This is a genomic window from Gemmatimonadota bacterium (assembly GCA_009838845.1).
Lineage (GTDB): Bacteria > Latescibacterota > UBA2968 > UBA2968 > UBA2968 > VXRD01.
In genome coordinates this window covers 15,362-30,807 of the sequence record VXRD01000057.1, presented here as the reverse complement: position 1 = coordinate 30,807, position 15,446 = coordinate 15,362, and the positions used below count along the sequence as shown (strand labels likewise).

Below are 15,446 nucleotides of genomic sequence, written 5' to 3'. Positions count from 1 at the left end.
CCCCCCCCCCGCCCCGCGCTGCCCGCGCTGCCCCATCCGCTGCATCTGTTCTTGAAATACCTTTGTCTGGTTCTCATTGAGAATGGCTGTCAGGCCCTGCATCATTTCCATTCGCAGTGCGCGCACTTTCTGCATGGCCGCCTGCTGATCATTGCTACCGCGCAGACTTCTTTGCAACTCCTGCCTTTTTGCGTAAATCCCCTTAAGTGACGCGCGCACCTTGACGAGTTGCTCATCGCTCAGGGCGACATTCTCGTTAAACGCCAGATAGGTTAACGCCTGTTCAACCGGCAAAAAACGCTGCACCTGAACGCCGCCGCGTTGCCCTTGACCGCGCTGCCCCTGCCCTTGACCGCCTCTTTGAGGCTGTGCCCACACATCGCAGGACGCAACCATAAGCATCGCCACTGCCAAAAAACCGAAGAGTCGAAACCTCTGCATAATCTGCTCCTTTGAAAAAGTTAATAAAATGCCTATAAAACCGGGCATGTATCGCAACAAATTAGACGACACATGCCCGGATAAAAGTTCCATCCATCATTTTATCTTAGAAAACCACTTGAGACACGGCTTTGGATATCAAAGCCACGGCAATTGAGGTCATGCCAATAAGCCCCATACCGCATGAATAACCCGCTACTAAAATAGGTGCGTAAGCCTTCCATTTGGACTCGCCAAACCGCTTTTGAAAATGATATCGCCCCAGCATGGCCCCGGCAAAATTTAAAATGACAAAGTGCGGCCATTGCGCCAGACCATTCACAAAACCGAAAAATGCCAGCACGGGGACCTTGGCGGCGACCAGTACCAGATAGAGAAGTCCACCAGAGACCAGTCCTGTGAGAATGTATTTAGGGATGATAATTTCTCTTAAAAGATCCATCCCTACAGCACCCTGTACTTCTCCGGGCGGCAAAGTCGATTTAAGCCATACGGTTTGCATCGTGGCTTCATAGGGCCAAAATAGCTGGACATAAGGATATGTGGAAGATGGAATGGGTCCCAACCGCCAGATGAACTCGTAAAACATAAAGCTGCAAATGAAAATCACAAACATCGTAACCACGACCATTTTGAGATAACTACCGATCTTTGTCTTGGTCAATTCCAGTTGCTTAAACTGCCGCACGGCCAGCCCGTGGTCGTGCAGTGGGATGGGCGCAAACCACACCGCCACACCTTTATAACCAGACAACAAAATGGCCGCTTCCCGAATATAGGGAATGCTCGCGCCATAAGGGCTACCCGTAAGACCGATCATTCGTGCACCGATATAAGACGAAACAGGCGTATAAATAAACGCAAAGAAAACCAGCCATCCCCAGTGAAACTCTGGCACGAGCCACTGGCACAGTCCAATGGCGGCAAAAGAAGCCATGACCCACAACACGAGAGGCCATTTCATCGGCAGATCACCCCGGCCCTCGGGCAAATCCTCCATACTAATGTTTATCGAATGATGTCCTGTTTCCTGTTTCAGCTTGCGCTGTTCCAACAGGGTTTTGCCTATCATATAAAAACCAGTGAGTGCGATCACGATTGAAGTGCCGATCCCAAAGCTCAACCAGAAGTCAAAACGATTGGAAATACTTGCGGGAATCGCCGTCATACCCGGTGCCCATCGGGTCAAAATTTCATAGTGATAAAGGGCTGGATTAATTACCAGATTGGCGAGCACAGCACCGATAAACGACCCCACCACCACGTAAAACGGCAGGACAAAACCATACAATAAATGCCCCAAATCCGTTCCTATACCAAACACGGCAGCGGGCAATATGGTCTTTACCTCGGCTGTGAAATCGATAAATGGAATGGGCAAGACCTGAACGGTCTCCGTCAGAAAAATGCCCGACAACGTGGGCACAACTACATAGAGCAATCCCCACACCAGACCAATACACGTTCCCGTACTGAACACGCGCCACCGCCACCCTTCGGCTTTGGCCGATGTTTCAGCCAGTGCGGTGACACCGCGTGCTTGAACGGGCTCCAGCGGAAAAGGCAATTGCTCGATATCGCTGGTAATGCGGAACATCACATACCCAAAGGATAGCCGCGCAGCCTGATTGATAATCATGACCAGAAACAAAATCAACACCGGCAAAATCCAGTCGGGATGCACAAACGTACGCTCGGCATAAACCGGCGAATCCAGAGGCGGTGTCACCCAATTCGGGATATAACTATCCAGACCTTTTGCCGCGGGCGACTGAATCAAATACTGATCCCAAATCAACCCTCCAAAAGGCCCACCGTAAAGGTGCGCGCCGGAACCGAGTTTTACTCCAATGCCCAACAGCCCTGCGGCGACCCAATAGATAATCAAAATTTCCTGTGTCCTGAGCCGAACAAAAGAGCGCTTGGCAATCTCTAAAAAGAGAATAATTGTCACCCACTCAGACGCGCCAGCCATGCTCTGCCCTGTCACCAGGCCCAGATAAATCGCCCCCGGCAACATGACAATCCCAACGAACGCCGTCGCCCATATCGTCTTCCAGCCAAAGCCATCTTCAAAAGGCGCGTCCTCTGGCATAATCTGTTCGTATTCTGTCAGATCCTCTTTTGTTTCTTCTGTATCTCTTGGTTCATCGGTTGCCAAAATTGCCTCCCAGAAGGAAATTCACAAAATCTGCACGTTATGCTATTGCCGCGACTTCGCCAGACAAAACCCGGCGTCCGTCTTCTGCATAATTGAACTTCATGTCGCCCGGAATTGTGCGCCAGACCAGGAATCGCTTTCTCAACACATTCAAAAATCCGCGATTGATCCGTTTCCAGGACGCCACATCGCCACTCAAGCGATTGATCACCACTTCAATTTTATAAATATTGTGCTCACCCGTTGGAATGGCTTTCAACTGCACTTCCTGGCTAATTCCCAGGTCATAAGGCGCCAACCACGCCGTCAGGTCAATATTGTATTGCGGTTCTCCCTCGTGATCCTCAGACCAGAACTTCACGTGATCTGCTACAAAATCACCCACCGACCCCTCGCCATAAGATTCAAAAACCCGGGTCAAATAAGAGTACATGCCCAATACCTCGGCACCGCCCACTGTAAAGGGAAAATCAAATACCCACCGATCGCCATCCGGATCGGGAAATTCCCATTTTCGGGTCACATCGGGCACGGCCATATCAGCGGCTTTTTTGGCTGGATAAAGCGCCGAAAGAAATACCGTTGCCATCACAATCAACGTGGCGGAAATTGCGGACAGCGACGAATAATTCAATTCCAGGCCACCCAACAATCCCTCATTGTAAAGTATGAGCACAAGCACTTGTCCAATTAAATATCCCATAACCGCACCGAGTGTGGCAAATACGCCAGCCTCCGCGAGGAAAAGTGCCGCAATATGATTGGGAGCCAATCCCACCGAAGAATAAATACTGATCTCTCGAAAACGCTCATACACAGCACCCATCATAGTATTGAGCACAATAAGCGCCGCAATCAAGATCGGAATAAACAAATTGCCCAATCCAGAAAGCGACGTTGAACCAATCGAACTATAGACGGTTACACCATCATCCTTGCCCACAAACATCGTCAAAGACACGCGTGCCATAAACTCTTCAATATCGGGGACAAAATTCAACTTGGGCTGCCCGCTCTCATCCCTGAAATTCGCAATCGCCACCGAAGCCAACACGCCCCCGATATCCCGAATATACTCATAGGGCACGACGAGCACATTGGTCGATTCCAGGTGGGTAAAGGTCTCAATAGGCGCAGCCGCGACAACCCGCGGGTCCTGATCCTGTGCATCTGCCAAATCGTCTTTTTCTTTAACCGTATCAACAGGGGTCAGTTTTTCATCGTCCAGATCTTTGAACTTGTTAAACATTTCAGAATCGAGAATGCCAATCACCGTAAAAATCTGCCCCTGCATTTCAATTTTGGCTGTACCGGCATCTTCGGGGAAAATACCGACAAGCTCGGCCAGATCATTTGGCAACAGACAAACGAACTCTTCTCCGGGCTTAAACCACCGCCCGCTCATCAAATAGCGATCAACTCCGGTAATTTTGGGTTCGTCAGGTGTAAGACCCAACAGCGCATTGACAAAACTGTCTTTTCCCGTGGTAATGCCCACATCGAAATCGACGTAAATCTCCTTTGGCCCCATATCGGCGGTGGCCTCTGTCACGCGAGAAAAATTCACATAAGCGCGCTCGCCACGCACCTGTGACAAATACCACGATCGCGGCACAATATCGGCGCGGCCTTCAAAGGCACTATTGAGATAATTGAGCACGGATTCCTGCATCCCGCGCCAGGATCGGTCGCGCACGAGTGCCCCCTGATACGACGGCTCGTTATCGCGGGGCAACTTGTAGAACTTCAACGAAGTCTGTACCGAGGTAAAAGACAATGTCGTAAAAGTCAATAAGGTCAGCGTAATCGCCGTCAACCCCGTGCGCATGGGGCGCTTTCTCAAATTTGAAATGCCCAGCACAATCGCGGCCGACGTCGCGCTAATGCGCCCGACATCGGCTTCATAAGTCCCGGCAGAAGCCTGCTTCATTTTGCGAACTTCATCGCCAAACTTAGACACCACAATGACCATGGCCACGCCTCCGAGAGCCATAATCACAAATGCGAGAAAAATAATATAGGGGGAATTGCTCAACTGAAAAGCCGGATGGACAAAGCGCAGAACAATAAAGAAAAATATAAAAAATGCGGCAAACCAACTCAACCTCGCGGTAATACTCGACGCACCAATCAACAAACGCTCGCAGAAAAATGAAAACGGCAGCAATAAAATAAAATAAAAAATAATGCCCCGAACAGTATCATTGGCCGTCGCCATCACTTCGGGATAACCCCGCGCCTCCAGCCCCCATGCCCGCCGGGATGCGTTCATAAACCCTTCGTAATCCAGATTTTCAAGGTGCTGACGCGCTTCAATCAGGGCTTCGCGCGCGCTGTTGTGCAACAGGGTGAGCCGATTGTTTTCAATACCAAATTGCGCCAATTGTTTCATCCGCACATCGTCAATCACCCACATATCTTTGGCGGCCTGATACGAAGGTCTGAAAATGACGCCGGGTTCATACCCTTCACCTCGGGCCTCTTCCAGAAGATCGGGATTCACCTCGCGTTTATCAACCGGATTGTCCAAAAACTTCTGGGGCGCATTGATCAACAAATACTTAACACCAAATAATCCCGTGCTCATCAAAACCTTCAACCGCTCGGCTTCTCCCGTGAATTCATCCACACGCGCAAACGTCACTGCAGCGCGCGTCACGTCGCCTTCTTTGGTGCTTTGTCCCGGCAAATACGTATAGCCAAATTCTATGGGCTGCGTATCGTTGTCGTTGAGCACCGTCATAAAATCGAGCGCGGACAAATAGCTCGAGTCGATAATTTCAAAAACGCTGATGGAGCGGCTCTTAAACAGAACTGTCAGCATTTCATTTTCCCACCAGCCATATCGCTGCGTCAGTGGGAATTTTTTGTCGCCCTCAGTCCCCATGTCGGGTGCCGACGTAATAGTCCCCTCTTCATCAATATCATAAGCCAAAATGCGATTGGTAAATCGATTCCGCATAATCTCAAAGGAAAACCATCCGGTTTCCTTTACCTTATCTTTATCGCCAAACAATTTTAGATCTGCATCTTCTGTCTGATCGTCTGCTAATTTATCGATATCGTAAATGGGACCTTCTGTTGTCTTGTCAATAATCAGCGTGCGCACTCCCGCACAGCTATGGACATTGCCCGGCTGTCGATACGTGGCAACTCCCCCAGGCACGGGCACGCGGGGCAACGCGAAATCGACATTGCGATCAAACCACAATACCTGTCCTCTCAAACTGTGTCCGCGATCTTGCAATTTGAGTTTAGACACCCTGAAAAACTCGGGATCTTCGCCCGCTTTCATCATGGCAGCGATCGCCGTTTGGATCTGGCGCGTCAAATTGCCCATATTGACATGCTCCACGCGATCGACAGGTGTATCGACAAACCGCCGCACGGTTGATGGCGTCGCCAGTGTAATGCCTTCTTTGCCAACAAATGTGACGGCCTCGCTGTCGAATCCCAGGCGAATGGGCATAAAATTCTTCCAGGTGCGTTTTGGCGGTGCAATCGCATCGACATGGCGCACTTCTTCGCCCGGAAAGACTTTGGCCATATATTTATCGAATTTGTCCGCATAAGGCGCCAGCAGATTATTCAGATAATTGTCTGTCTGCCAATTTGGGTTATTAAAGGTGCCGTGTGAAAAGCTCGCCAACTGATCGGATTCACTCGACAGGTCCAACCCGATAAATAACCGAAAATCAATTTTGTAGCTACCGGGAATGAGCTCTTCAAAATCCTCGCTGTCGCGCGGAATCAGTTCGCCATCGAGATAAGCACCGGCAACGGATAAACTATCGGGAATTTTATCGCGGAAATGATCGCTCTCGCGCGAGTGGCGATACACAAAATCATTGATACCCGATAGGCCTTGAAAATGAGAACCAGTTGCTAAAAAGGTCACCGAATATTTGGGCGGATTCTGTTTCAAAACGCGGGCAGTGTGTAAAAGTGCAGCCAACCCCGACGCATTTTCAGCACCCGGCGCGAGAGCGGGCACAACGGAAATGGCATCGTAAAAAGCACTCAGCACAATCTGCTGATCTTTCCATTTGCGCTCTTCGCGCTCAGTGATATAGTCTTCGGATCCGGGAACGGTTGCAAAAATATTCCAGGTCGGCACCTCTTCCCAATCCATCTTCGACGTTAAACGCACTTCGGGAGATTGCATTTGGGCCAATTCGAGCAAACGCAAAGCATCGTCTTTCTTGACCCAGAACCGGGGCACATCAACGGGCACGGGCAAAAACTTATCCATAGCCTGTCCCTGTGTAACCCGCCCATTGTCGTAAAATAAAATGGCCTGTGCCCCCAGCATACGAGGGCTTAAATAGCCCTGATCACAATCGAAGTCCATCAGGACAACGCTGCCTTCGACCTTTTTGCCATTCAGTTCTGAAAACGATCCCTTGCCCCCGTAAATAAGCGCCCCCGAAATCCCAGCGCTGGGCACAGAGGGCGTTTGTACATGGTTGGGCCAAAAACCGTAGATCGCAATTTCTTCGCCGGTATCCGTCAAAGTGAGTGAAGCACCTTTGTCAACGGGAACCGTTACCGTGTGCTCTTCGACCTTGATATCTTCGAGACCAAATTGCTCAAAATGCTGTTTGACATATTCAAAAGCCTGCCTATGCCCCGCATAGCCAGGCACCCGAGATCCCATCCCCGACAGGTCGGTAATAATTTGGCTTACATCTTCTTGTGTAATGGACTCGGCAATGGACCGAATTTCTCGATCGCGTTCTGAAATTTCAATGGGTTTGAGTTCGGGAATACTCGGTTTAATATTAAAAAGCGTGACAAAAAAGTCCGTCACCTGTCCCGGATTAAAAATGGTCACCGAAGACAACATCAAAATCGTGATTATCCAGAGAATACCTGTGCCGATTTTACGCATCGAGGAGACTCCTGTTGAGAATGCCAAACATTTTGGGAAAATTGAATTTATGCTAACAAATAACTTTTGAGATGTCAAGACAATTTCCGAGACAGAGTTTTCGAGTATCTCAACTATTGATTTTTCGAGTATTTAAGCTATCTTTGTAATTCCATTATTTTGGTATTGACATCCCCGCGTTTTGGGAGTATATCAACTTGTGTACTTAACTCCACAATACGCCAAACTTCTTTTTTCGAGGAGACCTTACACATGTCGCTCCACTTTTTCCAGCTATCTCGCGGCACTCTAACCCTCATATTTCTATCAATCACAACAGCCTGTGGTGGCCCTGAAAAGGCCATTGAAGAGAGCCTGCGAGCACACATACTTTTTTTTGCCAACTTTGAAAAAGGCGTGGATGCCCTCGACAGCCTTGGCGACCCATTGGCTACCTTTGACACAGCCAACACCAACCACATCAAGCAAGGCGGCAATCCCGACGGATATTTGGCTTTTAATCCAGATGCGGGCGCACTCAATTACAGCGGTAAAAACAATCTCTCCTACAGTGCAAACAGCGCGTGGTCTGGCAGCATTGCATTCTGGCTCAAAGCCGACATCGCCAGCTTTGATGAAAGCTACCCAGAACCCTTTCACGTTGGAAAAAAAGAGAGTGGGAAATATCCCTGGGATGATGCAGTTGTATTTGTCGATTTCAAAAAAGCCGATGGCACGCTTCGATTTGGGTGCTATCCCAATAAAGAACAACCAGTTACCGACGATGTAGTCGCAGCCCGTGTGATTTCTGTACCGGTCAACTGGCGTGCAAATGACTGGCACCACATTGCGATTACCTGGTCCAACTTTAACAGTGGCAAGGCCGATGCAGAATGGGCGTTGTATATAGATGGCAAAGAAGCAGGGCGCAAAGGTCCGCTTCAACAAAATATGACCTGGGATATAGAAACCCTCGTGATGCGATTTAATCATTTCAAATACCCTGGAGAAATTGACGAAATCGCTGTTTTTGACAAAGCCCTGACGCCCGACGAAGCCAAATACCTTACGGATCCCAAAAGCCCACTGAACAAACTTTTTTATAAAAAAAGCGAACGGCGATAAATAAAATACATCATCACCGATAGCTCAACACCATTTCCCATATCTCAAAATTGGTGTTGACAAGCGGAAATTTGTGTTTTATCTTCCGCAAAGAAGACAATGCGTAAAGCCTTTATTGACAACACACTCAAGGAGTCTAAGGATGCGATCCATTTTAAGCCTTTGCACTGTTCTGATTTTGGCATTTGCCATAACGGGTTGTGGGCCTTCCGAAGAATTGGTAAAATTGAAAGCAGATACTGAGGCAGCTTATGCTGCAGCACAGGCGGCTCAGGCCGAGGCTTATGCGCCTGAATCATATCGCATAGCAACCGCTGCCATAGACAGTGCAGCCAAGAAGTTTGAAGAGAAAAAGTTCTTCTTCTTTAATAAATTTGACGAGGCTGAGCCTCTTTATGTAGAAGCTCAGGAGTTAGCTAATAGTGCAAAATCAGAAGCTGACACCAACAGGCAATTGGAGGCCGATACCCAGGCGATTATCGAACGCGTCACGCCTGGCATTTCAGACACCAGAGTCAGTTTGGGTGAGGCACCTCGAGGAAAAGGCGCTGACGATGATCTCGATCAACTCAACGCCGACCTGAATCAGGCCGAGACCAGCGTAAGCGACGCACGCAGCAGCCTCGACAATGGGCAATACAGAGATGCTCTCGCTCAAGCACAAGATGCGGAAAACAAATTAGCAGGTGTTCAAGGTGCTGTTACGGTCGCGCTTCAGAAAATCGAAGACTGGAAAGAACGAAACAAACCCTGGTATTTCCGCCTGTAGTACCATCCAAATATCTTTTAAAAAGACAAAAACCGAGGCGCGCTAAAAGCACCTCGGTTTTGCAATTTCTGAGCCATACATGCACAGCTTTCACACCATATTATTACTCGCGCTATATTTGTTCTTCAGTTTTTCCCTGCATCTACCCGCGCGAGAAACGGATATCGAACAACTCAAAGCTGACATCGCATCACTCCAGGAAGCATTGAAACGGCACGCAACAGAAACCTACATCGTTATTGATACCGTACACAACCGTCTTCAAGTTTGGCACAACAACCAGATGATACGAGAAGCGACGTGTGCGACAGGCAGCGGCAAAGTACTGCTCCATCCGGGTGCTTCGGCACGCTGGCAATTTCACACCCCATTAGGTATCAGAACCATTTTGCACAAAGTGACAGACCCCATCTGGGCCAAGCCCCTGTGGGCCTTTGTCGAAAATGGAGAAGAACCCACTGTATTGCCCTGGGAGTTTCGGCGTCTCGACAGGACAACCTTAGGTGCCTACGCCCTTAAATTGGGCGACGGATATGAAATTCACGGCACCCTTTATCCCACATTGCTCGGACGGCATATCACGCACGGATGTATTCGCCTCAACGACGAAGACCTGGCCTTTGTGTATCGCTCACTACAAGTTGGCGACCGGGTCTATATCTACTAATTTGTTTGCTTCTTGTGGAAACCCCTGTATTTGGTCAGGACAAAATCGTTCTCAAAAACTACCACGAAGCCCTTGTCCGAGAACTCGACCAGATCAAAACAGCACCGGGCGAATTCTACCTTATCATCGACATTCCGTCAAAGCAAATTCACCTCAAATCACAGGGCAATGTGCTGAGAACGTGCTCCATCCTCAACTTGTCGCCCAGAAAAGAAAGCCATACCCAGAACTACCGCTTTGTGACCAGAATTGACCCCATCTCGGTTGAACCCGGCAATGCAAATCTGCGACTTCGCGGGCGGCTGTTCCCCCTCGACTTCTCCGGACGACTGATAGAAGGACCTCGCCATCGTTCTCGCCTCTATTTTGCCCCAAACCTCGTCATTCGAGCGGACGGAGTTTCAACAAGTGACATACCGCACATCACTTTATCTCCTGTCGATATCAAAGCCCTGGGATCGGCATTGCGTCCCGGCAATATCGCCATTTTCATTCCCCATGCAGAGGCCAATCATTGAAACGCTTTGCGACCCTGGCGTTGTATTGCATGTGCGCGCTCACAAGTCCAACCCATGCACAGACATCCCATTATGCAGGTGATCCACTCTTATTGGGGGCAGGTGCCCGCGCTCTGGGCATGGGCAGTGCTTATATCGCGCTCAGTTTTGATGCAACAGCAGTCTATTGGAATCCCGCAGGACTTGCCCCAGAGGTGTATTCCAGGACAGACTTCGACAAAAATTCATTACCACCCAAACGAGAAATTCACGTACAACATGCCGAACAATTTGGCGGTAGTATAAATCACGATATTTTGGCATTGCGCTTGCCCATAAGAAAAGGCGGCATTGGCCTGGGCATTGTTCGCGCTGGCGTTGATGGGATTGCCCTGACGGGTCTGGAAGATCCAGACCGTCCAATTGGCCCAGACAACCGTCCCGTAATAATCGACAAAATCGGCACTGCTGATTATGTCTTTCGAATCGCTTATGGGCGACATATCACAGATAAATTGCGTCTTGGGGCGGGTATAAAAATGATTAGACGCGATCTCAGCGTGGGCATCGGAAGCGGCTTTGGCCTGGACATCGGCCTGCTCTATCTGCCCACTTCGACGTTTCGCATTGGCGCGACAATACGCGATCTTACAAAGACGCGCATTGCATTTCCCGACGGCATTACAGATCGCATTTCGCCGTCTCTTCTCATTGGCCTTGCACTTCTACGCAGGGTGCCCGGCGGTGATATGACAGTCGGTTTTAGCACGCACCTGAATGACGAAAAATCGACACGGGAAAAAACGAGCAGCATACAACTGGGGACAGAATACCGCCTGCAACACCGCCTTGCATTTCGCCTCGGATATAAGGATGGGCACTTTACAGCGGGCACTGGCTTGCAACTTCGTCGATTTGGCGTAGATCTCGCCTTCATGGAACACGACCAACTCGACAATACGTACCGCATTTCGGCCACTTTATTTTTTTGATTGGACAGTGATGGCTTTCAAATCTGGATATGTCATAATCGCGGGACGAACCAATGTCGGCAAATCCACACTTTTTAATGCACTCGTGGGGGAGCGTCTATCCATTATTTCACCCAAACCCCAAACTACCCGTAATAATATCCTGGGAATTGTGACAGATAAACAGGCTCAAATGATATTTCTCGATACCCCCGGTATCTTGTCTGCGCGCTATCGCCTTCACGAATTTATGAACCGGCAAATCGGGCGTGCATATCAAAGTGCAGATGTGCTTTTGGGCATTGTCGATGGTTCAAAACTCGACACCTCCTATGACGCCGAAGTACGACAAATCTTCGGACAATGGGATATTCCCAAAATCATCGCCGTAAACAAGACCGACCTCATCTCGCGCACGCAAGTCCAACGCTGCGAGCAACAGATTCGCGCCTCACTTGCTACGCAGGGCGTCTTATCTGTGTCGGCCCTCACTGGACATGGCCTGCAAGAGCTTCACACAGCCCTGCGCCAAGCACTGCCAGAAGGCCCACAATACTATCCGGAAGATACGCTCACCGAACAGCCCGAAAGATTTTTTGTTGCGGAACTCATTCGAGAGGAAGTATTCCACCATCTCCGCCAGGAATTGCCTTATGCAACGGCAATCGACATTGAGGCTTTTGAAGAAAACCGCCCCAAAGTCTATATTCAGGCTAATATCATTGTCGAACGCAATTCACAAAAAGGCATTGTCATAGGACGGGGGGGAAAAACCCTCAAAACCATTGGACATCAGGCACGAAAAAAAATCGAGGCATTTTTGGAACACCCAATTTATCTCGACCTGCACGTCAAAGTCTATGAGAACTGGCGAAAAAAAGACACCGCCCTTCGCAGCCTGGGATATGGCCTGTCATGAAAACCTTTCTCAAACTTGCAGCCAGTCTCGCGTTAATGGGGGGCTTTCTCTGGGCAGCGTTTAGAAATGTCGAATGGGGGCGTCTCGAAGAGGCTTTGCAAACGGCCAATCCTTTGTGGTTGCTCTTATCGGCCATCATCATTATTGCGTCGGGCTTGCCCCGCGCCTGGCGCTGGCGCATTTTGCTATCACCCGTTGCCCCAAATATTTCCATTCGCTCGACATTTTGGGCTGTCATGGTCGCCTATGCGGGCAATGTTGTATTCCCGCGCGCTGGCGAAGTAGCTCGCGCCCTCGCCCTCGAGAGAGATCACCCTACCGGCATCAGTGCAATCCTGGCGACAGTGATTGTAGAACGCTTGCTCGATATACTCACCCTCTTGATCATCTTTGGCGTGGTTTTATTTTTTGCCAGAGAGCAGATCGGCGCAGTATTTCCCGAACTTGAACCAGTCGCCTTGCTGATATTGCCCATCATCCTGTTTGCTTTCGTATTTTTGGGACTGCTCTCCGCCCGTGAAGAACGCGGCCTGTCCATTTTCCACCGCCTGCTGGCGCGCCTCTCTCCCAGGCTGGCCGATGGTGCAACCCATATTTTGCGTTCTTTTTTACAGGGCATGAGAGCCATTCACACTGTAGAAGGCTACGCGGGGATATTGGTATCAACCCTGATTCTCAATAGCCTTTATTTGTTCGCCATGTACTTGCCCTTCTACAGTTTTGACCTATCACATAACTACAACCTCGGCTTGTTTGAAGCTATGGTTGTGATGACCATCGCCACGATTGGATTTGTCCTTCCCGCCCCGGGCGGTATAGGCTCTTACCATTTCTTTTGCGCCCAAACCCTCCACCATTTCTACCATGTGCCAATAGAAATCGCATTGGCATTTGCCACATCGGTACACGCAGTCGCGATCCTCGGCTTTCTTTTATTTGGTGGCCCCCCACTGATTAACCTCCTCTGGCACAAAAAAGCAAAAAAACAGGTCCTCTGACGTCACAAAATGCGAAACAGGGTTTCTCGCCAGGTCTGTAAACCCGTCTGACGATCAGTGACGACTATGGATAGCAGATGCACACCAGGCCCCAACTCACTTAAATCAACGGATAAATAAATCGGCTCCTGCATCTCCCCCCCTCGATAATCTGTACTAACGGAAATACGCCATCTGTCATCACTTATACCCAATTGCGCAATCGCCTTTCGATCTCGCTTATCGGAAAAACGCCGCAAATCTGGTGGTCCGACTCTGTACGTCACAGAAAAATCGGTCTGCCCAAACTCATCGCGTATCAGATTGTAGATCTCAAAATAGATATACAACAACTCGTCCGCACCAAAAGTTCTCAACGGATTGGGGATGACTTCTATCCCCTCTTTGCCATCCTCCGCATGTGAAGCCAACAACACAGAACTCATAGAAATCACATCATCGGGAAATGCCTGTACAAAAACGGTATCGCGGAACACGCCCACTGTTTTCTTTCCCGAATCCCTAATCTCTAAAGATAGCGCAAGTGAATCGGCATCTTGTTGCCCTGGTGCCAAAATCAGGTCGCGTTGCCCCAACAAATACCGCTCCTTCAATGAATCGGTCCAAACATCTCGAAATACCTCTGGCTGCCACCTGATACCCGTTATCTCTTCCCCATCGCTTCTATGAACAAAAATACCAGCATCTAAATCAACCTGATAGGTCTCATAGAGCTTGAGATACTGCAACTGATGCTTGGGGATGCCCCACGAAAGAGCCACTTTGACCTGTTTTTCTTCAGCCTTAAAAAATCCCACCTGCACGGGCAATCCGTATTTCTGATCTCGATACGGATCGATATAGCGCTCGGGGTAATAAAAATTGGGCGACAGAATCTGACTTCTGCCCCATCCGCCCGGAACGAGTGCCCATCGCTCATCCCTCATCGATTCCAATTTCCAATGCACAGAATCATAGGAAAAAAAGTCCATTGAAAAATCTTCATAAGTCCAGATCTCTCGATGCGGAATAAGCGTTCTCACGCGGTTGACATAGCGACCGTAGCGAATCCAGACCTTGCCCATATCCGTTTCCCAACCCGCAATCTCCTCATCGGGCAGACCAAATCTCAAATTTGCATAAGCAACCCGCCCGCGATGTGCCAGCTTTCTTTCATTCACAAGCGAGAGAAACAAAGGATCGCGCTTTTGCCAAAAAAGCGCAGGTGCCTCATCCCCGCCGCCCAACAATTCTATTGAAGTCATCGCAGCCTGTCCAACCGAATCCATCTGTGCGTACGCGCGATCAAATGCTTTGCCCGCCGCCTCGTACTTTTCGGCCGCATAATACCCCAATCCCAAAAACAAAAGTCCATCCCGATCCTGTGGCCACCGGCCTAAAAGTGCCTGCGCAATAACAATCAAATCCTCTTTATATCCACCCTCTATACTCAGCATCCCCAGCCCGTAATACGCGCGTCTGCAATAGGGATCATGTGCAAGTGCGTAGTGGTAATAATCCGCGGCCGTTTGCACACTCTCCATTGCAAAAGACCGCATACTTCCACCTCCGTCAAAACGTCGCGCATCGACGTATTTCAACATATCCTGTAAATAATAATCGCCCACTTCACAGGCCGCATCAACCTGCGTTGAATCTATACTGAGTACCTTTTCAAAATATCGCCTGGCATTGTACCGAAAACCCTTCTTGCGCTGCAGGGTCGCGTAAGACAGATGATACTCTATATTCTCGGGATCCAATACAATCGCGCGATAAATATAGCGATCTGCACGCAACCTGCTCGCAGGCGTGTTTTTTTGCATAAACAACACACCCAATGCCGCACAGACATCTGCGCGATCGCCATCCACACGGAGTGCTTTTCTGAGCAAACCAATGCGGTAGTCAAGCGGCTTCGACGTATCACTTTGCGCACGTGCCAGCAGCGAATCAACCGAATTCGCATTTGCTTTCACACACGCCATCAACACAAAAACAGAAAGGACGCCCAAGCAGGACGTCCTCATTTTCAGTACACGCGTCATT

11 protein-coding genes are annotated in these 15,446 nt (G+C 49.4%); 7 read left to right on the top strand and 4 right to left on the bottom strand.

Features of this window, described 5'->3' with window-relative positions; all coding sequences use genetic code 11:
* The 3 genes from F4Y39_08420 to F4Y39_08410 all read right to left on the bottom strand — a co-directional run.
* A partial coding sequence (locus F4Y39_08420; protein MYC13736.1) for a hypothetical protein occupies positions 1-441 on the bottom strand: 441 nt, incomplete at its 3' end.
* 106 nt (positions 442-547) lie between these two features.
* A complete protein-coding gene (locus F4Y39_08415; protein ID MYC13735.1) occupies positions 548-2,602 on the bottom strand; it encodes a peptide transporter in 2,055 nt (684 codons plus the stop codon).
* Between the two features lie 37 nt (positions 2,603-2,639).
* Entirely contained in the window at positions 2,640-7,493 is a 4,854-nt protein-coding gene (locus F4Y39_08410) for an FtsX-like permease family protein (GenBank protein MYC13734.1), read from the bottom strand.
* A 252-nt stretch (positions 7,494-7,745) separates the two neighbouring features.
* Here F4Y39_08410 and F4Y39_08405 point away from each other — a divergent pair, with 252 nt between their 5' ends.
* The 7 genes from F4Y39_08405 to F4Y39_08375 all read left to right on the top strand — a co-directional run bounded on the left by F4Y39_08405 (position 7,746) and on the right by F4Y39_08375 (position 13,418).
* A complete protein-coding gene (locus tag F4Y39_08405) occupies positions 7,746-8,597 on the top strand; it encodes a LamG domain-containing protein (GenBank protein MYC13733.1) in 852 nt (283 codons plus the stop codon).
* A gap of 142 nt (positions 8,598-8,739) precedes the next feature.
* Complete coding sequence (locus F4Y39_08400; protein ID MYC13732.1) at positions 8,740-9,366, top strand: hypothetical protein; 627 nt, start codon at positions 8,740-8,742, stop codon at positions 9,364-9,366.
* A 79-nt stretch (positions 9,367-9,445) separates the two neighbouring features.
* Positions 9,446-10,033 carry a L,D-transpeptidase gene (locus tag F4Y39_08395; protein MYC13731.1) on the top strand — a complete coding sequence of 196 codons (588 nt, stop codon included), beginning with the start codon at positions 9,446-9,448 and terminating at the stop codon, positions 10,031-10,033.
* A 14-nt stretch (positions 10,034-10,047) separates the two neighbouring features.
* The gene (locus F4Y39_08390; protein ID MYC13730.1) at positions 10,048-10,551 is read left to right on the top strand and encodes a hypothetical protein; all 504 of its coding nucleotides are present in this window, start codon (positions 10,048-10,050) and stop codon (positions 10,549-10,551) included.
* Complete coding sequence (locus tag F4Y39_08385) at positions 10,548-11,522, top strand: PorV/PorQ family protein (protein MYC13729.1); 975 nt, start codon at positions 10,548-10,550, stop codon at positions 11,520-11,522. Before F4Y39_08390 ends, F4Y39_08385 begins: the two co-directional genes overlap by 4 nt.
* Before the next feature lie 10 nt (positions 11,523-11,532).
* Positions 11,533-12,420 carry a GTPase Era gene (locus F4Y39_08380; GenBank protein ID MYC13728.1) on the top strand — a complete coding sequence of 296 codons (888 nt, stop codon included), beginning with the start codon at positions 11,533-11,535 and terminating at the stop codon, positions 12,418-12,420.
* Positions 12,417-13,418: a flippase-like domain-containing protein gene (locus F4Y39_08375; protein MYC13727.1), complete on the top strand. Its 1,002-nt coding sequence runs from the start codon at positions 12,417-12,419 to the stop codon at positions 13,416-13,418. The genes F4Y39_08380 and F4Y39_08375 overlap by 4 nt, the downstream gene beginning before the upstream one ends.
* 2 nt (positions 13,419-13,420) lie before the next feature.
* On the opposite strand, the gene F4Y39_08370 is transcribed toward F4Y39_08375, so the two are convergent.
* Positions 13,421-15,445 (bottom strand): GWxTD domain-containing protein, encoded by a 2,025-nt coding sequence (locus F4Y39_08370; protein ID MYC13726.1) that lies wholly within the window; start codon positions 15,443-15,445, stop codon positions 13,421-13,423.
* Between the last annotated feature and the right edge of the window lies 1 nt (position 15,446).